This is a genomic window from Embleya scabrispora, from assembly GCF_002024165.1.
Classification (GTDB): domain Bacteria; phylum Actinomycetota; class Actinomycetes; order Streptomycetales; family Streptomycetaceae; genus Embleya; species Embleya scabrispora_A.
The window spans coordinates 6,008,600-6,034,137 of record NZ_MWQN01000001.1 but is presented as its reverse complement, the minus strand read 5'-3'; the positions used below and the strand labels follow the sequence as shown (position 1 = coordinate 6,034,137).

The 25,538-nt window shown below is 72.4% G+C and carries 24 protein-coding genes; 15 read left to right on the top strand and 9 right to left on the bottom strand.

Features of this window, described 5'->3' with window-relative positions; all coding sequences use genetic code 11:
• Positions 1 to 13: 13 nt before the first annotated feature.
• The 7 genes from B4N89_RS26465 to B4N89_RS26435 are packed head-to-tail and all read left to right on the top strand — an operon-like array spanning position 14 to position 7,331.
• Positions 14 to 1,624 carry an ABC transporter ATP-binding protein gene (locus tag B4N89_RS26465; RefSeq protein WP_078978298.1) on the top strand — a complete coding sequence of 537 codons (1,611 nt, stop codon included), beginning with the start codon at positions 14 to 16 and terminating at the stop codon, positions 1,622 to 1,624.
• Positions 1,625 to 1,637: 13 nt separating this feature from the next.
• Positions 1,638 to 2,837 (top strand): ABC transporter permease, encoded by a 1,200-nt coding sequence (locus tag B4N89_RS26460; RefSeq protein WP_078978297.1) that lies wholly within the window; start codon positions 1,638 to 1,640, stop codon positions 2,835 to 2,837.
• Positions 2,838 to 2,839: 2 nt separating this feature from the next.
• On the top strand, positions 2,840 to 3,808 hold the full coding sequence (locus B4N89_RS26455; protein WP_078979649.1) for an ABC transporter permease: 969 nt from the start codon (positions 2,840 to 2,842) through the stop codon (positions 3,806 to 3,808).
• Positions 3,805 to 4,584, top strand: coding sequence for a nucleoside phosphorylase (locus B4N89_RS26450; protein WP_078978296.1), 780 nt, complete (start codon positions 3,805 to 3,807; stop codon positions 4,582 to 4,584). The genes B4N89_RS26455 and B4N89_RS26450 overlap by 4 nt, the downstream gene beginning before the upstream one ends.
• Positions 4,581 to 5,930: an amidohydrolase family protein gene (locus tag B4N89_RS26445; protein WP_078978295.1), complete on the top strand. Its 1,350-nt coding sequence runs from the start codon at positions 4,581 to 4,583 to the stop codon at positions 5,928 to 5,930. The genes B4N89_RS26450 and B4N89_RS26445 overlap by 4 nt, the downstream gene beginning before the upstream one ends.
• Positions 5,927 to 6,541 carry a sulfite oxidase-like oxidoreductase gene (locus B4N89_RS26440; RefSeq protein ID WP_078978294.1) on the top strand — a complete coding sequence of 205 codons (615 nt, stop codon included), beginning with the start codon at positions 5,927 to 5,929 and terminating at the stop codon, positions 6,539 to 6,541. Before B4N89_RS26445 ends, B4N89_RS26440 begins: the two co-directional genes overlap by 4 nt.
• Positions 6,534 to 7,331, top strand: coding sequence for a ferredoxin reductase (locus B4N89_RS26435; RefSeq protein ID WP_235618799.1), 798 nt, complete (start codon positions 6,534 to 6,536; stop codon positions 7,329 to 7,331). The genes B4N89_RS26440 and B4N89_RS26435 overlap by 8 nt, the downstream gene beginning before the upstream one ends.
• Before the next feature lie 74 nt (positions 7,332 to 7,405).
• Here B4N89_RS26435 and mtnC read toward each other — a convergent pair whose 3' ends face one another.
• Complete coding sequence (mtnC, locus tag B4N89_RS26430) at positions 7,406 to 8,158, bottom strand: acireductone synthase (protein ID WP_078978293.1); 753 nt, start codon at positions 8,156 to 8,158, stop codon at positions 7,406 to 7,408.
• A complete protein-coding gene (locus tag B4N89_RS26425; RefSeq protein WP_078978292.1) occupies positions 8,155 to 8,736 on the bottom strand; it encodes a 1,2-dihydroxy-3-keto-5-methylthiopentene dioxygenase in 582 nt (193 codons plus the stop codon). The genes mtnC and B4N89_RS26425 overlap by 4 nt, the downstream gene beginning before the upstream one ends.
• A gap of 228 nt (positions 8,737 to 8,964) precedes the next feature.
• Here B4N89_RS26425 and B4N89_RS26420 point away from each other — a divergent pair, with 228 nt between their 5' ends.
• Both B4N89_RS26420 and B4N89_RS50805 read left to right on the top strand, forming a co-directional pair.
• Positions 8,965 to 9,348 (top strand): hypothetical protein, encoded by a 384-nt coding sequence (locus B4N89_RS26420; RefSeq protein ID WP_078978291.1) that lies wholly within the window; start codon positions 8,965 to 8,967, stop codon positions 9,346 to 9,348.
• Between the two features lie 25 nt (positions 9,349 to 9,373).
• A complete protein-coding gene (locus tag B4N89_RS50805) occupies positions 9,374 to 9,523 on the top strand; it encodes a hypothetical protein (protein WP_201261031.1) in 150 nt (49 codons plus the stop codon).
• Between the two features lie 487 nt (positions 9,524 to 10,010).
• On the opposite strand, the gene B4N89_RS26410 is transcribed toward B4N89_RS50805, so the two are convergent.
• A complete protein-coding gene (locus B4N89_RS26410; protein WP_078978289.1) occupies positions 10,011 to 10,883 on the bottom strand; it encodes a helix-turn-helix transcriptional regulator in 873 nt (290 codons plus the stop codon).
• A 216-nt stretch (positions 10,884 to 11,099) separates the two neighbouring features.
• Here B4N89_RS26410 and B4N89_RS26405 point away from each other — a divergent pair, with 216 nt between their 5' ends.
• The gene (locus B4N89_RS26405) at positions 11,100 to 12,773 is read left to right on the top strand and encodes an AMP-binding protein (RefSeq protein WP_235618798.1); all 1,674 of its coding nucleotides are present in this window, start codon (positions 11,100 to 11,102) and stop codon (positions 12,771 to 12,773) included.
• On the opposite strand, the gene B4N89_RS26400 is transcribed toward B4N89_RS26405, so the two are convergent.
• The 5 genes from B4N89_RS26400 to B4N89_RS26380 all read right to left on the bottom strand — a co-directional run bounded on the left by B4N89_RS26400 (position 12,770) and on the right by B4N89_RS26380 (position 18,213).
• Positions 12,770 to 13,870, bottom strand: a complete 1,101-nt coding sequence (locus B4N89_RS26400) for a nucleotidyl transferase AbiEii/AbiGii toxin family protein (RefSeq protein WP_143658088.1) — start codon at positions 13,868 to 13,870, stop codon at positions 12,770 to 12,772. The genes B4N89_RS26405 and B4N89_RS26400 overlap by 4 nt on opposite strands.
• 80 nt (positions 13,871 to 13,950) lie before the next feature.
• On the bottom strand, positions 13,951 to 14,745 hold the full coding sequence (locus tag B4N89_RS26395; RefSeq protein WP_235618797.1) for a DUF5984 family protein: 795 nt from the start codon (positions 14,743 to 14,745) through the stop codon (positions 13,951 to 13,953).
• A gap of 260 nt (positions 14,746 to 15,005) precedes the next feature.
• On the bottom strand, positions 15,006 to 15,794 hold the full coding sequence (locus B4N89_RS26390) for an ABC transporter permease (RefSeq protein WP_078978287.1): 789 nt from the start codon (positions 15,792 to 15,794) through the stop codon (positions 15,006 to 15,008).
• Positions 15,791 to 17,284 (bottom strand): ABC transporter permease subunit, encoded by a 1,494-nt coding sequence (locus B4N89_RS26385; protein WP_078978286.1) that lies wholly within the window; start codon positions 17,282 to 17,284, stop codon positions 15,791 to 15,793. The genes B4N89_RS26390 and B4N89_RS26385 overlap by 4 nt, the downstream gene beginning before the upstream one ends.
• Positions 17,284 to 18,213, bottom strand: a complete 930-nt coding sequence (locus tag B4N89_RS26380; protein WP_078978285.1) for an ABC transporter ATP-binding protein — start codon at positions 18,211 to 18,213, stop codon at positions 17,284 to 17,286. Before B4N89_RS26380 ends, B4N89_RS26385 begins: the two co-directional genes overlap by 1 nt.
• 189 nt (positions 18,214 to 18,402) lie before the next feature.
• Between B4N89_RS26380 and B4N89_RS26375 the strand changes: the two genes are divergently transcribed.
• The 3 genes from B4N89_RS26375 (at position 18,403) to B4N89_RS26365 (ending at position 20,835) form a co-directional block, all read left to right on the top strand.
• Positions 18,403 to 19,476 (top strand): sensor histidine kinase, encoded by a 1,074-nt coding sequence (locus B4N89_RS26375; protein ID WP_078978284.1) that lies wholly within the window; start codon positions 18,403 to 18,405, stop codon positions 19,474 to 19,476.
• Positions 19,473 to 20,156 carry a response regulator gene (locus B4N89_RS26370; RefSeq protein ID WP_078978283.1) on the top strand — a complete coding sequence of 228 codons (684 nt, stop codon included), beginning with the start codon at positions 19,473 to 19,475 and terminating at the stop codon, positions 20,154 to 20,156. Before B4N89_RS26375 ends, B4N89_RS26370 begins: the two co-directional genes overlap by 4 nt.
• Before the next feature lie 82 nt (positions 20,157 to 20,238).
• Positions 20,239 to 20,835, top strand: coding sequence for an HhH-GPD-type base excision DNA repair protein (locus B4N89_RS26365; RefSeq protein ID WP_078978282.1), 597 nt, complete (start codon positions 20,239 to 20,241; stop codon positions 20,833 to 20,835).
• 185 nt (positions 20,836 to 21,020) lie between these two features.
• Here B4N89_RS26365 and B4N89_RS26360 read toward each other — a convergent pair whose 3' ends face one another.
• On the bottom strand, positions 21,021 to 22,457 hold the full coding sequence (locus tag B4N89_RS26360; protein WP_235618796.1) for an MFS transporter: 1,437 nt from the start codon (positions 22,455 to 22,457) through the stop codon (positions 21,021 to 21,023).
• A 172-nt stretch (positions 22,458 to 22,629) separates the two neighbouring features.
• Between B4N89_RS26360 and B4N89_RS50800 the strand changes: the two genes are divergently transcribed.
• Positions 22,630 to 23,397: a winged helix-turn-helix transcriptional regulator gene (locus B4N89_RS50800; RefSeq protein ID WP_201260909.1), complete on the top strand. Its 768-nt coding sequence runs from the start codon at positions 22,630 to 22,632 to the stop codon at positions 23,395 to 23,397.
• Between the two features lie 550 nt (positions 23,398 to 23,947).
• Entirely contained in the window at positions 23,948 to 25,375 is a 1,428-nt protein-coding gene (locus B4N89_RS26350) for a helix-turn-helix domain-containing protein (protein WP_414646392.1), read from the top strand.
• The last annotated feature ends 163 nt before the right edge of the window (positions 25,376 to 25,538 follow it).

Sequence of the window (25,538 nt, the reverse complement as noted above, 5' to 3'; positions counted from 1 at the left end):
GGAGAGACGCCCGATGAACGATCAGCACGCCGCCGCCCCCGGGAACGTCGCCGAGGTCGAGATGCGCGGCATCGTCCGGCGCTTCCCCGGCGTGCTGGCCAACGACCGGGTCGATCTGCGGGTGGGGACCGGCGAGATCCACGCCGTCATGGGCGAGAACGGCGCGGGCAAGTCGACCCTGATGTCGATCCTGTACGGCCTGCAACGCCCGGACTCCGGCCGCATCCTGCTGCGCGGCGCCGAACACTCCTTCGGCTCGCCGGTCCAGGCGATCGCGGCCGGACTGGGCATGGTGCACCAGGGGTTCAAGCTCTTCCCCTCCCTGACCGTCACCGAGAACGTCGTCTACGGCAGCGAGCCGACCCGACGCGGCCTGGTCGACCGGGCCGCCGCCCGCGCCCGGGTCGCCGAACTGGTCGAGACGCACGGCCTGCGCGTACCGCCCGACGCGCGCGTCGCGGACCTGCCGGTCGGCGTGCAGCAGCGGGTGGAGATCCTCAAACTGCTCTACCGCGACGCGCGTGTGCTGATCCTGGACGAGCCCACCGCCGTACTCACCCCCGCCGAGGCCGATCGCCTCCTGGAGGTGATCCGCGGCCTGGCCCGCTCCGGGCGCACCGTGCTGCTCGTCACCCACAAGCTCGGCGAGGTGATGGCGGTCGCCGACCGCGTCACCGTGCTGCGCGACGGCCGGGTCACCGCCCGCCTCGCCACCGCCGAGACGACACCGGCCGAGATCGCGCTGGCCATGACGGGCCGGCGGATCGACCTGGACCGCACCCACCCGGCCGGCACCCCCGCCGCCGACGTGCTGGAGGTGCGCGGGCTCACCGTGTCGGCCGGGCGCGGCGCCAAACCGCTGGTCGAGGACGTGTCGCTGACCGTTCGCGCCGGCGAGATCGTCGGCGTGGCGGGCGTGGCGGGCAACGGGCAGAGCGAACTGGTCGAGGCCCTGGCCGGGTTGCGGCCCGCCGCCGAGGGCCGGGTGCTGGTGGCCGGCCGGGACGTGAGCGGCGCCTCGGTACAGCGGCGGCGGGCGGCCGGTCTGGCCTACGTCCCCGAGGACCGGGCCACGGTCGGCGCCGCGCGCGACGCCTCGCTCGCGGACAACCTGGCGATGGGCTTCCACCGCACCGCGCCGCTCGTCGCGCGCGGCGGCTTCCTGCGCCGGAGCGCGATCCGCGAACACGCCACGCGGGTGATCGAGCGCTTCGGGGTCAAGGCCGCCTCCCCCGCGGTGACCATCGGCACGCTGTCCGGCGGCAACCAGCAAAAGGCCATCCTGGGCCGGGAGATCACCCACGACGCGCCGCTGCTGCTGGTCGAACAGCCCACCCGGGGTGTGGACATCGGCTCGATCGAGAACATCCACGCGCGTCTGGTGGAGTATCGCGACGCCGGCCACGGCGTACTGCTCGTCTCCGCCGAGCTGAGCGAGATCCTGGCACTGGCCGACCGGGTCCTGGTCATGTACGAGGGCCGCGTCGTCGCCGAACTCCCGCGCGCCGAGGCCGATCCGCACCGGATCGGCCTGGCCATGGCGGGCGGCACGATCGAGGCGGCCACCGACCCCGAGCCGGGCCGCGATCCCGGCCCCGCACCCACTCCCGCCCACCTGGCCTGACGGGTTATCAGACATGACTGCCATCAAGGCCGGTACGGCCATCGAGCACGCCCCCGGACCGGCCCGGTACGCCGCCCTGCGCCTGCGCGGCGCGGTGCTCTCCCCGGTCACCGCGTCCATCGTGGCCGCGCTGCTGCTCGGCGCGATCATCCTGGCCGGCACCGGCGCCGACCCGCTCACCGCCTATCGCGCGGTGTTCACCGGGGCGTTCGGCTCCGAGGGCATCGGCGACACGCTCGGCGAGAGCATCCCGATCGTCGGCCTGGCCCTGGCGCTGGCCATCCCGCTGCGCGCGGGGCTGGTCAACCTCGGCGGCGACGGCCAACTCGTCCTGGGCGGCCTGGCCGCGGTATCGGTCGGCCTGTACTCGCCCTTCCCCAGCGCGGTCACCGTTGTCCTGGCCCTGCTCGCGGGCATGCTCGCGGGCGGTGTGTGGGCCGCGCTCGCCGCCGTCCTGGAGACCCGGTGCGGTGTCCCGCTCCTGGTCAGCAGCCTGCTGTTGAGCTACCCGGCGATGTCGTTCGTGTCCTACATGGTGCGCTTCCCGCTGCTCCAGAAGGGCTCGGGCATTCCGCAGACCGATCGGCTGCCCGAGGGCGTCAAGCTGCCCGAGTTCGCCGCCGGATCCGGCGCCGGCACCGGGGTCAGCGTGGGCATCGTGCTGATCGGGCTGGCCGCGCTGATCTACTTCGTGGTCGACCACCGCACCGCGGCCGGCTACGAGGTGCGGATGACGGGCCTGGGTGCGCGCTTCGCCGGCTACGCCGGGGTCGACCGCGCCCGGCTGACCCTGCGGCTGATGTTCGCCTCCGGGTCGCTGGCCGGCCTGGTCGGCGCGATCGCCGTACTCGGCTTCCCGTACCGGCTCGTCGACGGCTCGCTGACCACGCCCGGCTACACCTGGACCGGGCTGCTCGCCGCGCTGCTCGCCGCCGCCTCCCCGCTGGGCACGGTCGCGGCCGGGTTCTTCTTCAGCGCGTTGACCATCGGCGGCTTCGGCATGGAGCAGGAGACGGCCGTACCGCAGCAGTTGACCTCGGTGCTCCAGGCCGTGGTGATCATCTTCCTGGCCGTGCGCGGCGGGGTGTTCCGCAAGGGCGGGTGGTTGCGCCGACTGGGGCGAGGGGCCGATCCCGGGCCACCCGCGACGGTGTCGCCGCCGGATCCCGACCCGAATGTGCCCGCGCCCGCGCGCGGCGACGGAGGTAAGTGACCATGTCCTTCGACGCCGAACTGATCTTCTCCGCCCTGCGCGCCCTCACCCCGATCCTGTTCGCCGCCCTCGGCGGCGCGCTGTGCGAACGCGCGGGCGTGTTCAACGTGTCCCTCGAAGGGACCATGCTGATCGGCTGCTTCGCCGCCGTCACCGGCAGCTGGTTCGGCGGCAGCGTGTGGATCGGGGTGATCTCCGCGGTCGTGGCCGCGATGGTCTTCTCGCTGCTGCTCGCCATCGGCGCGGTCACCCTCGGCGCCGACGCGGTGGTGCTGTGCATCGCGCTGAACCTGCTCGCGGTCGGCCTGACCGGCTTCCTCCTGCGGACCGTCTTCGGCAAGCAGGGCACCTTCGGCGACCCGGACCTGGAGGGCCTGCGACCGGTGGACATCCCCGGCCTGGAGTCGGTGCCCTTCGTCGGCCCGGCGCTGTCCGGCCACTCGCCGCTGGTGTACCTGTCCTGGGTCGCGGTCGTGGTGATCGCCGTCCTGCTGTCCCGGCACCCGTGGGGTGTACGGCTGCGCGGCGTCGGCGAGGCCCCCGAGGCGGCCCAGTCGCTCGGGGTCAGCGTGGCCCGCTACCGCTATGCCGCGATCCTGACCTCGGGCGCGCTGTGCGGGCTCGCGGGCGCGCAGCTCGCGTTGGGCAACGTGACCCTGTTCTCGGAGAACATGACCGCCGGGCGCGGCTGGATCGCCGTGGTCGCGGTGATGCTGGGCCGGGCGCTGCCGGTCGGGGTATTGCTCGCCGGCATCCTGTTCGGGCTGGTCGAGGCGATCGGCTTCCGGCTCCAGGGCGAGGGCATGCCCCAGCAGGCCGCCGACGCCGCGCCCTATGTGATGACCCTGGTCGCGCTGTTCCTGGCCACCCGTTCGCGCGGCCGACGCGGCGGCGCGCCGCCGGGCCGGCTCACCGGCCGCATCCCCCGTCCACGCCGCATCGCGCGCACCACCACGGAGTCGCCCTCATGACCACCACCACCCGCCCCGCCGTGTTGCCGATCACCCGGATCCCCAGCAGCGGGCTGCCCGCGCACGCGCTGGTCGTCGGCGACCCGGCGCGTGCCGCGCTGGTCGCCGAACGCCTGGACGACGCACGGCGGATCGGCGCCAACCGGGAGTACGTCAGCTACGCGGGCACCTGGCGCGGGCTGCCCGTGGTGGTGTCCTCGCACGGCGTGGGCGGCCCCGGCGCGGTGTGCCTGTTCGGCGAGTTGGCCGAGGCGGGGGTACGCACCTTCGTCCGGCTCGGCACCGCGGGTGCGATGGCGCGCGGGGTGCACGACGGGGACCTGGTGATAGCCACCGGCGCGGTGCGCGACGACGGGGTCACCCAGCAGTTGGTGCCCGCCGAGTTCCCGGCGTCCGCCACGCCGGAGGTGGTGCTCGCGCTCCAGGGCGCGGCCCGCGCGCACGGCGCGCCACATCACCGGGGCACGGTGTGGACCCGTGCGGCGTTCATGCCGGGTGTGTTGGAACTGCCGATGAAGCCGTATCAGGCGGCGGGTGTGCTGGCGATCGAGATGGAGTTGTCGGCGCTGTTGGTCTGGGCCGCGTTGGGTGGGCATCGGGCCGGCGGGGTGTTGGTCGTGGACGGCATCGCGGCCGACGACCTGGTCGACGAGTCGGGCGCGTCGACCTACGACCCGCACCGCACGGTGGTCGCCGAGGGCGTCGAGCGGGGCGTGGTGGTGGCGTTGGACGCGCTGTACCGGCTGGCCGAGGACGAGGCGGCGGACGGCGCGTGATCGATCTGCTCGTCACCGGCGGCGCGGTGCTCACCGCCGACGCCGCCGATACGTACGTGGCCGACGGCGCGGTGGCGATCGCCGACCGGCGGATCGTCGCGGTGGGGCCGGCGGCCGAGTTGGGGGCGCGCTTCCCGGGTGCGCCGACCCTGGACGCGCGGGGGTGCCTGGTGGTGCCGGGGCTGGTCAACGCGCACTCCCATGCGGCGATGACGCTGTTTCGGGGTACGGCCGACGACGTCGATCTCCAGGTGTTCCTGGACCGGTTGGTCGCCGCGGAGAGCGCGGTGTTGTCCGCCGAGGTGGTGCGCGCCGCGGTGCGGTTGGCGCTGGCCGAGTCGATCCGGGCGGGCGTGACCACGGCGATGGACATGTACTGGTTCCCCGAGGCGGGCCTGGAGGCCGCCGCCGACGCGGGCTTTCGGCTGGTGACGGGGCCGACGTTCATGGATGTGCCCGGGCCGCCCGACGGGCTCGACTTCGCGGCCCGACTGCGGCTCGCGCCGGAGTTGCTGGCCCGAACGGCGATCCGCTGCGTGACGCCGCACAGCACGTACACGCTGGACCCGGACCGGCTCCTGGCGGTGGCCGAACTGGCCCGCGAACACGGGGCGTTGCTGCACATCCACGCGGCGGAGAACGCGGCCGAGGCGGAGACCGTTCGGCGCAGGCACGGCCGCCGGCCGGTGGAACTCCTGCACCATCTGGGGCTGCTGGGCCCCGGCACGCTGCTCGCGCACGCGGTGCACCTCACCGACGAGGAGATCGGATTGATCGCCGACTCCGGCGCGGGCGTCGCGCACTGCCCGGTGTCCAACCTCAAACTGGCCTCCGGGGTGGCCCGCCTGCCCGAACTGCTGGCGGCCGGGGTGCCGGTGGGGTTGGGTACGGACGGCGCGGTCAGCGCCAACGCGCTCGACCTGTTCGGCCCGATCCGTGCGGCGGCGACGCTGCACCGGGTCGGTTCCGGGGCGCCCGACCCGACCCTGGTCGGCGCGCGCACGGCGGTACGGATGGCCACCGTCGACGGCGCGCGGGCGATCGGGATCGGCGCGCTGACCGGGTCGATCGAGGTGGGCAAGGCGGCCGACCTGGTGGTGCTCGACCTGAACCGGCCGCACCTGACGCCCCGGCACGACCCGTGGTCGATGCTGGCCTACGCGGCCGGGGCCGCCGACGTGCGGGACACGGTGATCGACGGCCGCGTCGTGCTGCGCGACCGGCGGTTGCTTACGATCGACGAGGGCGCGGCGATCGAGGAGGTCGAGGCGCTCGCGGGGACATTGCGGGGACGGGTCGCCGGCCCCGGTGCCGGTCCGACGACGCGAAGGGAGAAGACGACATGAGTTCCACCACGCGTGGCTTCGTCGGCCGGCACACCGCCGCCGAGCGCGATCCGCGACTGCCTCCGGGGCAGTACGACGCGCGCCACGACTTCCCTGTGCTCTCCGCCGAGGTCACTCCGGAACTGGCCCCGGCCGACTGGTCGTTCCGGATCGACGGGCTGGTCGAGCGGCCGCGCTCGTGGAGTTGGGACCAGGCCCGCGCGCTGCCCCGGGAGAGGTACGACGGCCCGATCCACTGCGTCACGTCCTGGTCGAAGCTGAGCACCGACTTCGCCGGCGTGTCGCTGGACGTGTTCCTGGCCGAGGCCGGACCGCGCGCCGGCGCCACCCACGCGGTGGCCTTCTCGCACACCGGCTACACCACCAACCTCGCCCTCGCCGACCTGACCGGCGGCCGGGCCTGGATCGCCTTCGACTTCGAGGGCGAGCCGCTGACCCCGGCACACGGCGGCCCGGCGCGGCTGCTGGTGCCGCACCTGTACTTCTGGAAGAGCGTCAAGTGGATCGCGGGCCTGCGCCTGCTGGACCACGACGAGCCGGGCTTTTGGGAGGTCAACGGCTACCACCATCGCGGCGACCCGTGGGCAGAGGAGCGGTACTCCGGTGACTGAGTCGACCCCGGCGGGCCTGGCGCACCTCCCGCCGATCCCCGCCTTCGCCGCGCCCGGCCGGGCCGCGCCGAGCCTGCGCGGCAGCGTGGACTGGCAGCACGCGACCGTGGTCGAGGTACGGCGCGAGACGCCCAACGCGGTGACCGTGCGTCTGGCGCTGCCGGTCTGGAACGCGCATGTGGCGGGCCAGCACTACATGTTGCGGTTGACCGCCGCCGACGGCTACACCGCGCAGCGGCACTACTCGGTCGCCTCCGCGCCGGACGACGAGGGGCACATCGAGTTCACCGTCGACCGCATGCCGGGCGGCGAGGTGTCCGGCTTCGTGCACGACGTGGCCCGGCCCGGCGACGCGTTGGAAGTACGCGGCCCACTGGGCGGGTTCTTCGCCTGGCCGGGCGATCGGCCGGTGCTCCTCGTGGCGGGCGGGTCGGGCCTGGTCCCGCTGATGGCGATGGTGCGCCACCGGCGCCGCCGCGCGCTGACCGTGCCGCTGCGCCTGGTCGCGTGCGCCCGCACTCCGCAGGACCTGTTGTACGCGGCGGAGTTGGCCCCGCGGCCGGGCGAGGAGCACACCGTCCTGTACAGCCGCGCGGCGCCGCCCGGGTATCCGCATCCGGTGGGCCGGCTCGCCCCGGACACGCTCGCCCCGCACGCGGCGGCGGCCGTCGCGGACGAGCGCTACGAGGTCTTCGTCTGCGGCTCGACCGGATTCGCCGAACACGCGGGTCGACTGCTCACCGCGGCGGGCGTACCGACCACCCGGATCCGGGTGGAGCGCTTCGGCTGAGCCTGCTCGTTCGCCGAAGGGCGCTCGGCGGCACGGGAGTTCGTGCCGCCGACCGCCCTTCTTGCGCTGATGGTTCAGGGCTCGCGCAGGATCGGCCGATCGCCGTCGAGATCCAACCGGGCGAAGGTGGCCGTCTCCGGGTGATCGCCCACGCCCCGGTCGTAGTACGGCTCGTCGGCATCCGGCCGGCGCACGCCGATGGTCCACCACCCGGCCTCGCGCGCCGCGTCCAACTCGTCGACCACGTCGGACAGGAAGACCAGGCGCTCCGGCAGCTCGCCGATCCGCGCCGCGATCGCGCGGTACGAGTCGGCGACCCGCTTGGGGCCGGCGTTCTCCGTGTCGAAGTGCCCCGAGAACAGCGGCAGCAGCGACCCCTCGGGCGAACTGCCGAACCACGCGCGCTGCGCGGCCACCGAGCCCGAGGAGAAGATGTACAGCCGATGCCCGGCCGCGTGCCACGCGCGCAGCGCCGGGATGGCGTCCGGGTAGAAGTGCGAGGTGAGTTCGCCGGACGCGAAGCCCTCGGCCCAGATCATGCCCTGGAGCGCCTTGAGCGGAGTGACCTTCTCGTCCCGGTCGAGCCAGCCGTTCAAGGCCTCGACGATCCGCCGGTCGTCCGCGTCCGGTTCGCCGATCAGCTCACGCACGGCCTCGACGGCGCGCACCACGTCGGGGTCGTCGCCGTGCTCGTCCAGCCAACGGCCGAAGTGCGCCCGGGAGTACGGATACAACTGCTCGGTGATGAAGCCGGTGGCGCTGGTGGTGCCCTCGATGTCGACGACCACCGTCAGCGGGGCGTCGATCGGGTTCGTGCCTGAGCTCACGCGGCGTACCCGGCCCAGATCTCGTCGAAGTCCGGGAAGCGCGAGGCGATCGGGTCACCGGTGAAGTCGCCGACCCAGCCGTCCTCGTCGTGGAAGAACCGGATCGCGGCGACCGACGGCTCCACGCCCATGTCGAACCAGTGCGTGATGCCCTTGGGCACCGAGAGCAGATCGCCCGCCTCGCACAACACCGCGTGCACCCGACCGGCGATGTGCAGGTAGAAGATGCCGGCCCCTTCGACGAAGAAGCGCACCTCGTCATCCTCATGCGTGTGCTCGGTCAAAAACTTCGCCCGCGCCCCGGCGGCCTTGGCCGGCCACTCCGGATCGTCGGACGGCTGCAGCCGAATCACGTCCACGAGGATGTACCCCTCGGCCGCGCTGATCCGATCCACCTCGGTCCGGTAGGCCGCGATCACCTGATCCTGCGTAGCCCCGTCGGGCAACGCCACATCGGCCGTCCACCGCTCGAACCGAACCCCGATCGGCTCCAGCGCCCGAGCAATCTCCCCCGGCTCCGAAGTCCGCACAATCACCTCGGCGGCATCGTTCTCAGGCCACACGGTCAACAAGGACATGGCGTCCCTCCACGAGTACTCGATCGGGGCAAACTCCCCGAGCACCAAACCCACTACACACCAAACACCAAGGACCCCCCGCCCCATCCCCAAAACTACCGTCTCCCCCAATTCCCCCCACCCCGGTCCCGTAACTACGGAATATGCCCGCATCGCCGAACCCTGGATCACGATGTGCTTTCGAGGGCACACTGAGAGCAACCGGACAACGAATACCCGAGGAAGCGCATGAACGACACTCCAGACGAACCACAGGACCACGACCCGACCGTTCCCGACACCCAAGGCGGAAGGCTGTTCCGGACGGTCGTCGGGGACGAGTGGGTCACCATGCCGGCCACCATCGCGGGCATCCGTGCGGCCCTGCCGGAAGAGCAGCGCGCCAATTTCACGGAAGCGATCGAGAACACTCCCGCCAGGGACATCTTCGCGGCGATGGTCCGGTGGGCGCGCCCACCGGAGATGGTGGAAGCAGTGGAGCGCGATCACGACAGAATCCAGCGCCTGGCCGAGGAAGCCGACGCGCGGGTGATCATGGGGGAGGATCCCGATGTCGTACGACGTGACCTACGATCCCAAATCGCAAAGGGCGCGCGATCAACTCGCCCCTGACCAGCGGCGGGACCTGGACAACGGCATGCAGCGCATCGCCCAGGACCCATACGGGTCGGGGTCCAGCCCGACCTACAGCAAGGACCGCCGAGAGGCGACATGCGGAAGCGTGTTCGTCGTCTATCAGATCACGAACAGCCGACTGTTGATCACGGTGGTCCAGGTCATCGCATGATCCACACGCAGCGAAGCCCCTGGCCCAGTCCGCCGACGGGCCAGGAACTTCATCGCGACCCAAATCGGAGCGACCACCCCAGGACCAGCCCGTCCGGCGCTTGAGGACAGCCCGCCGCAGGCGTCCCGGACCGCAGCCTCCACGCCGAAGGCAGCCAAACCCAGCCCGTCCGGCGCTTGAGGACAACAAAACCGCACCAACGCACAACCGCGATCCACACACAGAACGCAACCAAACCAGCCCGTCCGGCGCTTGAGGACAGCCCGCCGCAGGCGTCCCGGACCGCAGCCTCCACGCCGAAGGCAGCCAAACCCAGCCCGTCCGGCGCTTGAGGACAACAAAACCGCACCAACGCACAACCACAACCCACACACAGGACGCAACCAACCCAGCCCGTCCGGCGCTTGAGGACAGCCCGGGACGAGACGCCGGCCTCCGGGCGAAAGCCCGCCCGCACCGGGCAACCACCCCACGCCGCCCGCAAGGGCTACGGCAACAGCCCCGCCGCCCGCGCCGCACCCACCGCCTCCACCCGGTTGTGCGCCCCCAACTTCCGCATCGCCGACCGCAGGTAACTCTTCACCGTCTCCGCCCCCACCCCCAGCGCCTGCCCCACCTCGGCATTGGTCCGCCCCACCCCCACCAGGGCCAACACATCCGTCTCCCGCACCGTCAACCGCGGCTGCCCGGACCGCGCGCCACCCCCGCCCTCCCCGACCGAGGCCGCCGTCCGCGCCAACCGCCCGCACACCGCCCGCAGCCGCTCCCCCAGCACCGGGTCGTCCTCCGCGGCCGCCCCCGCCAGCGCCAGCAGATCCGCGTGGGCCAGCCGGATCTCCAGCGCCGCCCACCCCGGCAACTCCGCCGCCCGCGCCATCCGTTGCTCGACCTCACGCGCCACGGCGATCTCGTGCCCCACCTCCCGCGCCGCGTCACAGGCCGTGGTCAGGATGCCGTCCCCGAAGTCCGACGGCCGCCGCAACGCCCCGTACAGCACCGCCGCCACCCCGCCCCGCCCACCGGCAGCCCCCGACACGGGAACCGGCACAGCGAACACCGCCCGCACCCCCTCGGTCGTGACCGCCCGGTCGTACTCGTGGCTGATCGCCGACGCCGCGACATAGTCCACCACCCGCACCGGCCGCCGTGTGGTCATCGCCTTGCCGCCGACCCCGCTCCCGGCGACCACCGTCAACCCGGCCAGCACGCGCGTCGAGGTGCCGCTCAGGTACGAGATCACCAACCGGTCCGCCGTACTCGGACACGGCCCGGCGAATGCCACGTCCACCCCGGTCCGCGCCCGAAACCGCTCGACGGCCCGCGCCAACGGATCCTCGACCGAGCCCGCCGGTCCGCCCATGGCCCCTCCCCACACTCAGGCTCGCGTCGTACCCGTCCCGGGCACACCCACACCACGCCCGGGCACCGTACTGCCGAGCCCCGCCCGGCATCACCCCCATTCGGGGGTACTGCGCTCGCCGCCCACACCCGCCCCCACCTACCGTCGCGACCACACAGCCGTCCCGCACCGAAAACCCGGCCCCGCCACCCACCCCGTCCAGGCAGGTGACCCGCGATGACCACCCCCGTGCCCGCCCCGCCACAGGCCGAGATCCCCCCGTCCTCCCGCCAGGGAGAGCGCACGCCGCCCCTCCCCCACGAGACCATCGGTGCCAACCTGGCCCGGATCGCCGCCGCGTACCCGGCCCACGACGCCCTCGTCGAATGCGCGAGCGGCCGGCGCTGGACGTATGCCGAGTTCGACACCGCCGTCGACGACTTCGCCCGCGCCCTGATCGGCGTCGGCATCGAGGCGGGCGACCGCGTCGGCATCTGGTCGCCCAACTGCGCGGAATGGACCCTCGTCCAGTACGCCGCCGCCCGCGTCGGCGCGATCCTGGTCAACCTCAACCCGGCCTACCGGGTGCACGAGATCGAATACGCGCTCGCCCAATCCGGCACCAGACTCCTGATCGCCGCCTCGCGCGTGAAGACCAGCGACTACCCCGCGATGGTCGCCGAGGTCCGCCCCACCTGCCCGGACCTGGAACGCGTCGTGCACATCGGCACTCCGGACTGGCCCGCCCTGCTCGCCGAGGGCGCCGACGTCTCGCTCGACCGGTTGCGCGCCCGCGAGGCCACGCTGCGGCCCGAGGATCCGATCAACATCCAGTACACCTCCGGCACCACCGGCTTCCCGAAAGGCGCCACGCTCTCCCACCGCAACATCCTCGGCAACGGCTTCCTGGTCGCCGAGATCCAGGGCTGGACCGCCGCCGACCGGGTATGCCTGCCGGTGCCCTTCTACCACTGCTTCGGCATGGTGATGGGCAATCTCGGCGCGACCAGCCACGGCGCGTGCATGGTGATCCCGGCCGCGCTGTTCGACCCGGCCGCCACGCTGCGCGCCGTGCACGAGGAGCGCTGCACGGTCCTGTACGGCGTGCCGACCATGTTCATCGCCGAACTCGCCCTGCCGGACTTCGAGGCGGGCAAGTACGACCTCTCCTCGCTGCGCACCGGCGTGATGGCCGGTTCACCGTGTCCGGTGGAGGTGATGAAGCGGGTGATCGACCGGATGGGCATGGCCGAGGTGACCATCTGCTACGGGATGACCGAGACCTCGCCGGTGTCCACCCAGACCCGCCGCGACGACTCGCTGGAGCGCCGGGTCGGTACGGTCGGCCGGGTCCACCCGCACCTGGAGATCAAGGTGGTCGACCCGACCACGGGCGCGACCGTCCCCGAGGGCTCCCCCGGCGAATTCTGCACGCGCGGCTACTCGGTGATGCTCGGCTACTGGCGCGACCCCGAGCGCACCGCCGAGGTGATCGACGCCGACGGCTGGATGCACACCGGCGACCTGGCCACCATGGACGCGGACGGCTACGTCTCCATCGTCGGCCGGATCAAGGACATGGTGATCCGCGGTGGCGAGAACGTATACCCGCGCGAGATCGAGGAGTTCCTGTACGCGCACCCGGACATCGAGGACGTCCAGGTCGTCGGCGTCCCCGACGCCCGCTACGGCGAGGAACTGATGGCCTGGATCAAACTCCGCTCCGGCGCACCGGAGTTGACCGCCGACGCCCTCCGCGAGTTCTGCACCGGCCGGCTGGCCCACTACAAGATCCCGCGCTACGTCCACCTGGTCGACGCGTTCCCCATGACGGTGACCGGCAAGATCCGCAAAATCGAAATGCGCGAACGCTCCCTCGAACTCCTCACCCAACCCCCACCCGGCCCTTAGCCCAACCGCCCGAAGGCTTCCGCCACCACATGCGGATGCCACCCCTCGTGTCCGACCTGCGCCGGCCGCGCGTCCCAGTGGCCGGTCACCACCCGCGCGGCCTCGGCCAGGTCGCACGTCCCCGGCCCGATCACCTCGCGATACACCACCAGAGCCGAGTCCAGATGCCACGAGTCGGCCGTGATCACAGCCAACAGCGCCCGCGAATCCCCGCGCAGCGCACGGCACTTCTCGATCCAAGGGCTCAACCGCCGCGCGGCCCGCACATATCCGCTCGCACCGGCCCCGGCCCCTGCGGCAAAGGTCGGTGCAAGCGCCCGGATCAGTCGTGCCGGCAGCTCGCCGTCAGTCGACCCGGGGTGATCGTGGTTCGATGCGAAGGGTTTCACCCGGTCCAGGGCCAGTGAATCCACGGTGAACGGGTGGCCGCCGTGGCTGGGGTCGAACGCCATGAACGTGGTGCGCAGCAGCGAGACGGGCAACGCCACGTGCTCCGCGAGCAATACCGCGTCGTGGAGATCCTGCGGGCGCGGGTGGTCGTCCTCGACCAGCCACAACAACTTCCAGGCCAACGACTGTTCGGGGGTGGCGCCGATCAGCAGGTGCGTACCGGTGCCGTCCGAGTGTGGGATCTCGACCAACTCCGGTGCGCTCGGCAACCGTTCGTCGAAGACGAAGTCCAGATACACCGTCCCGCCGGGCAACCCCTCGGCCCGCCACGGCAGTCCGAATCGGCGGCCGGGCGCGCGGTCGTAGGCCCGGAGCGTTTCGTCCAGGGCCCGGGTCGCGACGACCCGTACGCCGGACACATCCGTCCCGGACGACTCCTCGGCGCGGCGCGCGATCTCGGCGAACATCCGGTCGGTACGGCCGTCCTCCGGCCCCCATCCCTTCGTCGTCACCACGAAGTCGAGGTCACCCGGCTCGCGGGCCGCCGCGCCGTACCACGCCTTGAGCAACACGCTACCGCGCACCACGAGTTCGTCGACCCGGCGGCACCCGGCCACGGCCGCCAAAAGATGGTCCACGGCCCGGGCGCGGGCGCGCCGCCATCGTGTCGCCGAGTCGGGGTCGAGGTGGGACGGCGGCACGGGCATCGCCCGATCCTCCACGTCGCCGGGCGGCGGAGCAACCGCCGGCGCGCGCCGAACGACCGCCACATCGGACCCGATCGGTCTCAAGCCCTCTCCGCCGAGGTCCCGGTCGGTCGGCCGAGGAGTTCTGCGCCGGATCGCACCGCCGGCCAGTCGGTGTCGGGTGTGCGGTCGAGGGCTCGGCGCAACCAGGTCGCGCGGTCGCGGTGTTCGTGGCGGAGGTGGATCGTGTCGAGTTCGACGCCCGGGGGCGGGCCGGATGCTTCGAGGGCCCCGACCCGCTCCTCCATCGCGGCGAACAGGTCGCGGTCGAAGTCCGTCACGGCGGCGGTGAACGCCTCGGTGGGCACGCTGACCCGACCGGTCGCCGGCGCGGTGAAGCGGATCGGGTCGTCGTCGTCCGGCTCCGACGCGTGGGCCCAGGTGATCGTCATCGTGTCGTCCCCGCCCGACACCGCGCGCCGAAACCGGATGTCCGGCGCCGCCCGCAGGTGGCCCATGTCCAGCACGTGCCCCTCCGCCCAGGAGATCGCCGCCTCGGCATCGGGCGCGGCCGACCCCTCGACCCGGAGCCGTCGATCCGGCACGAAGTCGGCCAGGTCCGGCGGGACGGGCTCCATGATCCGGGGCATCAGATCGACCAGGTCCTCCCAGAGCCGGACCACGTGATAGTCGACGTACGGTGGTTCGCGCACCGCGTCCGGACCGGCGAACGCCTCGGCCCGCGCCGGGTCCGCGTAGCGCAGCAGTTCGTGGCCGCCCGCCTCGATCCAGTACCAGCCGTCCGTCAGGATGAACCAGCCCAACCGGGGCGCCTCGTCCCCCCAGGGCCGCACCGCCTCCACCGCCCGCAACACGAACCGGAACCGCACCGTCACGCCGATGCCTCGTTCGGAGCGCCCGCTGTCGATGACCGGCTCCGGGGCAGGCCGAGGTGGAGCGGGTGAGCGCGCCCGCCCGCCGTGCCGTGATACATCGTGTGGTCCATCGGACCATCATGGTGGCGATCGTTCGCACGAGCATGACCGCCGCGGTGTCGGCGTGTTCGCCGGCCACCTCGGCGGTCGAGAACGGCCGGCTCCCCCAACAGCCCTGGGCCGACCACGAACCCCCGTCCGCATCGCCCCGCCCTCCCGCGTCACGCGTCACGCCGTACGAATCGCACGCCGCCGACCAGCAGGGCCGTAGCGGTGTATCCGCCCAGCACCGCCATCCCCGGCCAGGGTCCGATCGGCAAGCGCTCCAACCCCCGCGTGGTCTGGACCGCCGGCCCCGCCGTCATCGGGGTGATCCCGTCCAGTCGGCGATGCCAGTCCGGGTCGGAGACCGCCTGGACCAGGAGCGGCGCGATGTAGAGCAGCGCGAGCAGCACCGTCGTCGTGCCCGCCGTGTTCCGCAGCGCCGCACCGACGCCGAAGGTCAGCAGCGCGACCAGCACCAGGTACACCACCGTCCCGCCGACCGCGCGCAGCGTCGCCCCATCGGTCACAGACGGGTCCGGGTAGCCGTTCGCCGGGGTGAAGCCGTTGGCGGCGAGCACGGCGTGCCCCGCCCACAACGCGCCGAGCACCGCGACCGTACCCGCCGCCGCGACCACCCCCGCGAGCACGCTCGCCTTGCCGCCGAGGAGCAGCACGCGGCGCGGGAACGCGGTCAGCGTGGTGTGGATCGTCCCCGTGCCGTATTCGGTGCCGATCATCGACGCCGCGAGCAGGACCACCGCGATCTGCCCGACCCGCACGCCGGTCAGGCTGTCCTTGGTGGTGTCCTCGAAGCATCGGGCCGGCGTCGGGCAGTGCGAGGTGTCGACGGCCGAGGCGACCGACACGCCGACCACGACCGTCGCCGCGACCAGTCCGAGCAGCAGCCAGGCGGTCGAGCGCAGCGTGCGCAGTTTGGTCCACTCGGCGTGCACGGCGTACCTCATGCGTCCCGCTCCCGCAGCCGCCGACCCGCGACGAGCAGGGCGAGCGCGGTGTAGGCGCACAACACCGCGAATCCGCTCCACGGCCCGGTCGTGCTGTCGTATCGGTCGAAGGTGCGCTGGATGGCGAATCCGGCGGCGGGGGTGAGCCGTTCCACCCATCCGGCGGTGGATACCGGCAGACCCGTGCCGACGATCCGGGGAATCAGCAGCAGCGCGAGCACGAGCGCGATCGCGGGCGCGCCGCGGCGCACGATCGCCCCCACGGCCAGCGCGAGGACCGCGACCACGGCGAACAGCGCGGCCGTACCGATCAGCGCCCGGAGCACATGCGCGTCGGTGAGCCCCGGCGGTATGCGGTCCTTCGAGCGCTGCACCGGCCCGGTGGCCAGGAACACGCCGAACGTGGCGGCGAGTCCGGTGACGAACGTGACCCCGCCGAGCACGAGCGCCTTGGCCGCGAGCACCCGCTCGCGTCGAGGGGTGGCCGCGAAGGTGGTGCGGATCGTGTCCCGATGGAATTCGGCGGTGATCGACACCACGCCGAGCGCCACCACCGCGATCAGACCGACCAGGACGCCGCCGAGGATCGTCTGGATGTTGTCGTCGCCGAAGCGGTTCGGCCCGATGTCGCCGGCGCCGATCAGCGTGAATGTGCCGTCGACCTCGGTGAATCCGGGAGGCGGTCCCGCATCGGGCCGGTCGGCGCCCGGGTCGGCCGGTCCGGCCGATCCCGCCGGTCCGCCCGGCGCGGGTCGGGCGGACCAGGCCCCGACCGGCTGCGACCGGGTGGGGGTCAGCCCGACGTGGTCGAAGGTGGCCCGGGCTTTCGTGGTCTCGCCGGAGATGCCCTCCCCGCCGAACTGCCGCTCCACCTTCACCTCGTCCGGTGACGCGACGAACATGCCGATCCGGGCGATCTGCGGCAGCCCGCCCACCGTCATGCGGCCGACCCGACGCCAGTCCGCGCCGTCGGCCGACTCGTACGCGGTGATCGAGGATCCGGCCCGAACCAGTTTCAGCCATCGCGGCACGCCGCCGCCGCTGCCGGCCGTGTCGGTACGGAACCCGCTCTGCAACCGCACGCCGTGGTCGGGGGTGACCATCACCGCCGCGTAGCCCGCGCCGCGCGCGTCGCTCGCCCTGATCATCAGGCCCGCCTTGGCCCGACCGGGGCTGCGGTCCTGCGTACTCACCCGGGCGACCAATTCGCCGTCGCCGCTCAGGTCGCGGCCGACGAACTCGCCCTGGTCGTCGAAGTGGTCGGCCAACCTGACCCGGCCCTGTTCGCCGCCGTCGGTCGAGGTGCCGCTCCCGGCGCCGAGCGCGATCAGCAGGCCGACCAGGACGGTCAGCAGCGCGGCCGAGGTGAGCGTGAGCAACCAGCGGCGCACCGATCGCAGTTTGATCCACTCGGACAGCAGGAGCCGGCCGAAGGTGTCGCGGCCGCCGGTCAGCGGACTGCGATACGGCGTGCTCGCGGGGGTGCCCATCACCGCTCCTCGGCGTCGACGGCGGCGCGGAAGTCGACGGCTTCGCGGGTGAGTTCCATATATGCCTCCTCCAGCGAGGCGCGATGCTCGGCGATGCCGGAGAACGCGACCCCGTTTTCGGTGAGCAGCCCGATGATGCGTTCGGCGGTCAGGCCGGTGACGGTCAACGAGTCGCGCTCGGTGGCGGCCACGGTCGCGCCGACGCCGGTGAGCACGGTCATCGCCTCGCGGCGCCGCGCCGTGCGCAGCACGATCCGGCCGCCCGAGGCCGCGGCGAGCAGCTCACGGATGCTCGTGTCGGCGATCAACCGGCCCCGGCCGATCACCACGAGGTGGTCGGCGCTGTCCTCCAGTTCGCTCATCAGGTGGCTGGACACCAGTACCGCGCGCCCCTCGGCGGCCAGCGCGCGCAGCAGGCCGCGGATCCACACCACGCCCTCGGGATCGAGGCCGTTGACCGGCTCGTCGAGCATCAGTATCGGCGGGTCGCCGAGCAACGCCCCGGCGATGCCGAGCCGTTGCCGCATGCCCAGCGAGAAGCCGCCGGCGGGCCGGCGCGCGGCCGAGGCGAGACCGACCCGGTCGAGCACGTCGTCGACCCGGCGCGCGGGCAGCCCGTTGGAGTGCGCCATCCACAGGAGGTGGTCGCGGGCCGGGCGGGCGGGGTGTATCGCCGCCGCGTCCAGCAACGCGCCCAGGCGGCGCAGAGGGGTGCGCAGCGTGCGGTACGGCCGGCCGTCGACCAGCGCGGATCCGGTGTCGGGCCGGTCCAGGCCGACGATCATCCGCATCGTCGTGGACTTGCCGGCGCCGTTGGGTCCGACGAAGCCCGTGACCTGCCCGGGCTCCACGGTGAAGGACAGGCCGTCGACGGCGACGTGCGGGCCGAAGCGCTTGTTCAGGTCCCGGACCTCGATGGTGGCTTCCATGTCCGAGAGGCTACGAATCCGGACACCTGCGGGGCATCACGCGAGCGAGCCAATCCGGTCCCCCCGGCGCGGGGGAGGGTGCCCTCTCAGGCTCCCCTGCATGGGGGAAGTGGTTTTCCCTGCACGGGGGAAGCCGATTCCCCGGCCTGGGGGAAGCCGGCCGCCGAGCCCGCCCGAGACAATGGCCGCATGGAACGCAGCGACCGCCTCCCCACCCGCGCCGCCGGCTCCGGCCGCCGACGGCTGGAGTCGCTGTGGCATCCGCTCGGCATCGCGGTGGCACTGGGCGCGCTCTCGCTCCCGGAGTCGGTCGTGCGCACCTTCTCGGGCACCCGCGCCGCGGCGGGTTTGTTGCCCGCGGCCCTGCTGCTCGGTCTGTGCGCCACCGTGCCGTTGGCCCTCGTCGCCCGGCGCCCGCTAGCGGCGCCCGTCCTGATCACGGCGGCGGCGGTGCCGGTCGGCGTGCTCTACGACGGGGTGCCGATCGTCGCCTCGATCGCGGTGCTGATCGGGTGGACGGCGTCACTTCTGGGGCGGTTGCGCGGTGCCCGCATCCGCAGCGCGGCGCACGACGCCTCCCGGCACGCCCTGGAGAGCACCCTCCTGGAGTTCACCGCACGCGGTGAACGGGCCAGGATCGCCCGGGAGTTGCACGACGTCGTCGCCCACCACATCTCGATGATCTCGGTGCAGGCCGAGACCGCCCGACTGACCACCCCGGGCATGCCGAAGGAGGGTGCGGAGCGCCTGCTGGCGATCGGCGACACGGCGAGGGCGGCGCTGACCGAGATGCGCCGTCTGCTCGGCGTGCTCCGCGAGGACGCCGGCGCCGAGCCGACCCGCCGGCCGCAGCCCGGAATGCAACAACTGCTCGAACTGATCGACGAGTCCCGGGACCATGCCGGTGCGGGCGTGCGGCTGATCGTGCGCGGCCGGATCGCGGTGCTCGACCCGGGCGTCGAACTCGCGGCCTACCGCATCGTCCAGGAGTCGCTGACCAATGCCCGACGGCATGCTCCGGGCGCCGCGGTCGACGTACTGCTCGACTACACCGACGAGGAGGTACTGCTGGTGCGCGTCCGGGACAACGGTCCCGGACCGAACGGCGACGGCATACCCGGCGGACACGGTCTGCTCGGCATGCGCGAGCGCGCCGCCAGCGTGGGCGGCGAACTGCGCACCGCCACGCCGCGCGTGGGCGGCTTCCTGGTCGAGGCCACCCTTCCCGCGTCGCGTCCGGCGGGTGTGGGAGTGGTGGCGTGAGCGAGCGGCCGGTGCTGCGGATCGTGGTGGCCGACGACCAGGAGGTGGTGCGGGCCGGCTTCGCCGCGCTCCTCGACACCCAACCGGATTTCCACGTGGTCGGCACCGCCGCCGATGGCGCCGAGGCCATTCGGCGGTGCCGCGAGGAGCGTCCCGACGTGGTGCTGATGGATGTGCGGATGCCGGTCATGGACAGCATCGAGGCCACGCGGCGCATCCGCGAGGGCACCCCCGACGACGGGCCGCCGCGCATCCTGATGTTGACCACCTTCGACCTCGACGAGCACGTCTACGACGCGCTGGTGGCGGGCGCCGGCGGATTCCTGATCAAGGACGCGACCGCCGAGCGGTTGTTCGACGCGGTGCGGGTGGTGGCCGCCGGTGAGGCGCTGCTCGCGCCGACCGTCACCCGGCGGCTGATCGGCGAGTTCACCCGGTTGCGCCCGCGCCCGAATCCGCCCGGGGTGGCCGACCTGACGCCGCGGGAGGTGGACGTGCTGCGCCTGGTCGCCCAGGGGTTGTCGAACGCCGAGATCGCGGCGCACCTGGTGGTCGGCGAGGAGACGGTCAAGTCGCACGTGAGCCGGGTGCTGCGCCGACTCGGCCTGCGCGACCGGGTCCAGGCGGTGGTCGTGGCGTACGAGTCGGGCCTGGTCGTACCGCGCACCGGCGGCCGCTGAGCCGATCGACGAGGTGGGCGCGCGGTACGGTCGGCGGCGAGTCCGGGTGCGGGTCCGGGGCCGGCCGGGGGATCATCGGGGGATGAACACGACAGTGCACCTCGCCCAGCAGGCCGAGGCCGACGAGTTGTTGGGACGCAGTGCGTTGGCGGCGCTGACCGGCATGTTGCTGGACCAGCAGATCCCGATGGAGTGGGCCTTCACCGGCCCGTACACGATCACCCGACGCCTGGGCGGCACCGACCTGGACGCTCACGAGATCGCCGCCTACGACCCGGACGCCTTCACCGCGCTCTTCGTCGAAAAGCCCGCCGTACACCGCTATCCCGGCTCGATGGCCCACCGCGTCCAGCAGCTGTGCCGATATCTGGTCGAGCACTACGACGGCGACGCGAGCGCGGTCTGGGCCGACGCGAAGACCGGCACCGAGCTGCTGAAGCGGCTCCAGGAACTGCCCGGCTTCGGAAAGCAGAAGGCGCAGATCTTCCTGGCCCTGCTCGGCAAACAATACGGCGTGACCCCCAAGGGCTGGCGCGAAGCGGCCGGCGCCTACGGAGAGGTCGGCTCCTACCGCTCGGTAGCCGACATCACCGGCCCCGATTCCCTGGCCAAGGTCCGCGCCCACAAACAGGAAACAAAACGAGCCGCCAAGGCCGCGAAGGCAACCAAGGAAACCTGACCGGGGAGGGAGCGAGCCCCAACCGAGCCGACAGGCCCGACCCCGGGGAGCCCCGACAGCAGGCATCCCGGTCGGAGGAGGGGCCCTGAGCGGACGGAAGTCCCGGCCGGAGCCGGCCCCCGCCCGTCCCGGCATACCGCCCGCCCGGGCGCCCCCACCTCGCGCTCCCCGCCCCTCGCGTTCCGTCAGTTCACCGTGGCCGAAGCCGCCGAGCCGGCCGAAGCCGCCGCCGCTCCCGAGGCCGGCTCAGCCCCCGTGCCCACTCCGGGTCCCGAACCCACGCCCGCTCCCGCACCCGCGCCGCGTCCCGCCCTCGGCAGGAACAGGGCGGCGAGCGCGGTGAGCAGCGTCGCGCCGCCGAGGATGTACCAGGCTCGGTCGTAGCCGTCGAGGGTGGCCTCCGTACCGACCGCCGCGACGAACACCGCGACCCCCAGCGCCGCACCGACCTGCCGCAGCATGGTGATCACGCCCGAGCCGGTGGCGAACCGATCCGGGGTCAACGCACCGGTCGCGGTGGCGATCAGGGTCGGCAGGATCAGGCCGACGCCGATGCCCCCGAGGATGGAACCGGGCAGGAAGTCGCGCGCGTAGTGCGCGTGCGGTTCGAGTCGGAGGATCCACCAACCCAAACCGGCACTGAACGAGATTCCGCCGAGCACGACCAGCGGCCCCGGTCCGACCCGGGCCGCGTACCGCCCGGCCAGAACCGTCACGAACGGCACGCACAGCGGCCCGGGAACGGTCCCCAAGCCGGTCCGCAGCGCACTCCAGCCCCACACGGTCTGCATCCACATCGTGGCGGAGATCAGCATCCCGGCGAACGCGACACCGAACAGGATGTTGGCCACCCCGGAGACCGCGTAGACCCGATTCCGCACCAGCGCGCCCTCGACCACCGGACGCGGATGCCGCCCGTTGCGCACCACGAATCCGGCCACCAACACCAGGGTGGCCGCCCACACCCCGACCGTACGGCCGGACCACCAGCCCCAGTCCGGCGCCCGCACCACACCCAGCGACAACGCGCCGATGGCGGCGGTCAGCAGCGCGGCTCCCACCAGGTCCGGCAGCGGCCCGCGATCGGTCGGCGCGGGGTCGGGCAGTCGGCGTGCGCCGAATACCAGCGTCAGCACACCGATCGGCAGGTTGACCACGAAGACCCAGCGCCAACCGGGTTCGAGCAGCAGACCACCCAGAACCGGGCCCACCGCGGCGGCGATTCCGCCGATCGCGGCCCAGGCGCGGATCACCGTACCGCGACGTTCGGGCGGGTACGACGTGAGCAACAGCCCCAACGACGCGGGCATCAACAGCGCGGCGCCGACCGCCTGGCCGAGTCGGGCGACCACCAGGACCGCCAACTCCGGCGCGGCGGCGCACAGCGCGGAGGCCAGGGTGAAGACCGCGACGCCGGCCAGGAACGCACGGCGGTGCCCGATCCGATCGGACAACCGCCCGGCCGGCACGAGGAGGGCGGCGAAGACGACCGTGTAGGCGTTCAGCACCCAGGACAGATCGGCGAGCGAGGAGCCCGACCACGTCTCGGCCAGCGAGGGCATCGCGACGTTGACGATGAACAGATCCAGGTTGACGAGCACCACGCCCGCACAGACCAACACCGCCGCAAACGCACGCGGCGGCCGATCCGAACCACTACCGGCCATAACGAGAGCCCTCCCGGGTCACCGAGCAAGTAAGTCCTATGAAGCAACTCAGCCAACCTAGAGCGAGCGAGTTCTATAAAGCAACTAACTGAGTCCAATCATGCAACTCACCCATTACACTGACGCCATGCGCCGCAAGAGCTTCCAGGACATGCACTGCTCGGTCGCCCAGTTCCTCGAGGTGGGCGGCGAGTGGTGGACGATGCTGATCGTGCGGGACGCCTTCCTCGGCGTGACCCGCTTCGACGACTTCCACGACCGGCTCGGCATCTCGCGCAACGTGCTCACCCAGCGCCTGGAGCACCTGATCGAGCACGGCATCGTCGAACGCGCGGCCTACCAGGACAAGCCGGTCCGCTACGACTACCGCCTGACCGACAAGGGCCGCGCCCTGTGGCCGGTACTCAACGCCATGCGCCAATGGGGCGACCAGTGGGCCGCCCCCGACGGCCCCCCGGTGATCGTCAAGCACACCGCGTGCGGCCACCCCACAACCGCGATCCACATCTGCTCCGCCTGCCAGAAACCCCTGACCCCCGAAACCCTGAAGGCAACCCCGGGCCCAGGCGCAAAGGACGGCCTCCTGAAAAACCTCCCCCAACGGCCACCCCCACGGCCTAACCCACCCACCGACCACAAGCCCCATTCCAGCCCAACCCACCCACCCCCAGCCCCCGCCAAACCAACCCTCACCCAACCCACCCACCCCCCAAGCCCAAACACCCGAACCACCACACAAGCCCACCCAGCCCAACCAGCACATGAGCCCAAACCAGCCCAACCAGCACTTCAGGCCACCCAGCCCGACCAGCACTTGAACCACCCAGCCCGGCCGGCGTCTGAGGCCACTCAGCCGGGCCGGCGCTTGAGGCCAAGTAGCCCGGCCGGCGCTTGAGGCCAAAAAGCCCGCCCAGCGCATAAGGCCAGATCAACCCGGCCAGCGTCTGAGGCCAAGAAGCCCGGCCGGCGTCTGAGGCCACCCAGCCCGGCCGGCGCTTGAGGCCAAGTAGCCCGGCCGGCGCTTGAGGCCAAAAAGCCCGCCCAGCGCATAAGGCCAGATCAACCCGGCCAGCGCTTGAGCCCAAGAAGCCCGGCCGGCGCTTGAGGCCAGACCAGCCCGGCCAGCGCTTGAGGCCAGACCAGCCCGGCCGGCGCATGAGGCCAACAACCCAACGGGCACAGGAGGCCAAACAACCCAACGGGCGCACGGGCCCACCCCCGCCCCCAACCACGCGTGGCCCGCCCGCCGACCCCGCCCCCGCCAACCCGGGGTGATATGTCACACCGCGTCCCGTGCCACCCACCCCCCACCCAACCCCACCCCCACCACACGCCAAAAGCGGAATGCCTCGTTCCATCGGAGACAACTCGCACTCCCGTCTGTCACCCTGCTCCGGGCAGTGACCAACCGTCGACCATCCGGAGTTACCTCGGGGAGGACGAACGTGAACAGGCTCCCGAACGCACCCGTCACCACACAGGTCGCGTCCACACCTCTAAAGGTCGCGTCCACACCGCTGTGGGCGGAGTTCGGCCGCACGCTGCGGACCCGGCGCCGCCTCGCCGGAATGACCCAGCAGCAACTCGGGCTCCGCGTCGGCTATCACCACAGCCTGATCAGCAAGCTGGAGGCGGGCCTGCGCGAGCCGCCGGCCGGCCTGCCGCGCCGGCTCGACGACCTCCTCGACACCGGCGGCGACCTGTCCGCCCTCCTGACCAGCCGCGCCATCCCGCCGCCCGCGCTGCACCGCACGCACTTCTCGGTGATACCCGGCGGCGAGGCCCCGGCCGGACTCGCCCCCCTCGCCGACCGGTTCTGGCCCGATCGGCTGCCCTATCACGGCCTGCCCTGCCCCCTGCACGGCAAGGACGGCTGCCACGAGTGCGAGGTCCCGCCGTACACCGACGCGCTCACCATCCTCGCCGGCATCGACGGCAACAACCCGACCGGCGTCGACCCCGACGTGGTCCACGTACTCACCGCCCTGCTCGGCGGCTACACCCAGGCCGGCCTGCACGGCGGCACCACCACCGGCCTGGTCGGCTCCGTCGAGTACGTGCTGCGCCGCATCGTCAGCTGGGCCGAATCCCTGAACGCGCAAGGCCGTTCGCCGCACGCGCAGCTGCGCCTGGCCGCCGACTACGCCCAACTCGCCGGGCGCTTCCGGATGCAACAGGGTCAGAGCGTGATCGGCATGGCCTGGTACGACCGCGGCCTCAACTGGGCGGATGTCTGCGAGAGTCCGGGCGCCCGCGCCTCGCTGCTCGGCGACGTATGCTCGCTGGCCCGCCTCGACGGCGACGCGACGGCCGCACTGGCCTACGCCCGCGCACTGGAGGCGGTGGACACCGGCCGGGCCTGGATCACCACGCTCGCCAAGCTCTACCAGGCCCGCGGCCACGCGCTCGGCGGCAACATCGGCGAGTGTCGCCAGGAAATCGCCACCGCGCATCGGCAGATCAACCGGTTCGACGAACGCGATCGCGCCGAGGCACCGTGGCTGACCGGACTGGCCGGCCGACTCCGCATGGAGGCCACCATCGGCGGCGCGCTGCGTGATCTGGCCGCGCGTACCGGCGATCTCGCCTCGGCCCGGTCGGCGGTCCAGTCGGTGGAGGCCGCGTTGGACCTGCTGCCCGTTCCGCTGCGCCCCGCCCGGGTGTTGCTGACCGTACGGCTGGCCGACGCGCTCGCCTGCGCCGGCCGACCCGACGCGGCGGTGATCACCGCGGCTCCGGTCGTCCACGAGGCCGCCGGTCTGGGCACCGCGACCACGAATCGGGAACTACTGGGCCTGCGCCGACGTCTGACCCAACATTGGAGCGATCTGCCGGAGGTGCGCGACCTCTTGGAGCAGATGCCGGGTCACTGAACGGTCGTCGGCGAACTCGTCGGGGCATCGCACCGCCGCCCGACCGGGTGACCAGGCACTCCCGCGACTCCCGGGGGCTGCTTGGCGTTTGCCAGAATTTGCCGGCCGTTGCCGATCACTTCACCAAGTCCCCACACCCGTGTGAGTGTTTCGCTCGCTCGGG

Bases quoted from the DNA above. Each gene is read 5' to 3' on its own strand.
- B4N89_RS50805 (WP_201261031.1), top strand. From the start codon at position 9,374: ATGCAGCGCATCGCCCAGGACCCATACGGGTCGGGGTCCAGCCCGACC.
- B4N89_RS26450 (WP_078978296.1), top strand. From the start codon at position 3,805: ATGACCACCACCACCCGCCCCGCCGTGTTGCCGATCACCCGGATCCCC.
- B4N89_RS26365 (WP_078978282.1), top strand. From the start codon at position 20,239: ATGAACACGACAGTGCACCTCGCCCAGCAGGCCGAGGCCGACGAGTTG.
- B4N89_RS26405 (WP_235618798.1), top strand. From the start codon at position 11,100: ATGACCACCCCCGTGCCCGCCCCGCCACAGGCCGAGATCCCCCCGTCC.
- B4N89_RS26390 (WP_078978287.1), bottom strand. From the start codon at position 15,794: ATGAGGTACGCCGTGCACGCCGAGTGGACCAAACTGCGCACGCTGCGC.
- B4N89_RS26425 (WP_078978292.1), bottom strand. From the start codon at position 8,736: ATGTCCTTGTTGACCGTGTGGCCTGAGAACGATGCCGCCGAGGTGATT.
- B4N89_RS26460 (WP_078978297.1), top strand. From the start codon at position 1,638: ATGACTGCCATCAAGGCCGGTACGGCCATCGAGCACGCCCCCGGACCG.
- B4N89_RS26400 (WP_143658088.1), bottom strand. From the start codon at position 13,870: ATGCCCGTGCCGCCGTCCCACCTCGACCCCGACTCGGCGACACGATGG.
- B4N89_RS26385 (WP_078978286.1), bottom strand. From the start codon at position 17,284: ATGGGCACCCCCGCGAGCACGCCGTATCGCAGTCCGCTGACCGGCGGC.
- B4N89_RS26455 (WP_078979649.1), top strand. From the start codon at position 2,840: ATGTCCTTCGACGCCGAACTGATCTTCTCCGCCCTGCGCGCCCTCACC.
- B4N89_RS26375 (WP_078978284.1), top strand. From the start codon at position 18,403: ATGGAACGCAGCGACCGCCTCCCCACCCGCGCCGCCGGCTCCGGCCGC.
- B4N89_RS26440 (WP_078978294.1), top strand. From the start codon at position 5,927: ATGAGTTCCACCACGCGTGGCTTCGTCGGCCGGCACACCGCCGCCGAG.
- B4N89_RS50800 (WP_201260909.1), top strand. From the start codon at position 22,630: ATGCGCCGCAAGAGCTTCCAGGACATGCACTGCTCGGTCGCCCAGTTC.
- B4N89_RS26380 (WP_078978285.1), bottom strand. From the start codon at position 18,213: ATGGAAGCCACCATCGAGGTCCGGGACCTGAACAAGCGCTTCGGCCCG.
- B4N89_RS26410 (WP_078978289.1), bottom strand. From the start codon at position 10,883: ATGGGCGGACCGGCGGGCTCGGTCGAGGATCCGTTGGCGCGGGCCGTC.
- B4N89_RS26465 (WP_078978298.1), top strand. From the start codon at position 14: ATGAACGATCAGCACGCCGCCGCCCCCGGGAACGTCGCCGAGGTCGAG.
- B4N89_RS26420 (WP_078978291.1), top strand. From the start codon at position 8,965: ATGAACGACACTCCAGACGAACCACAGGACCACGACCCGACCGTTCCC.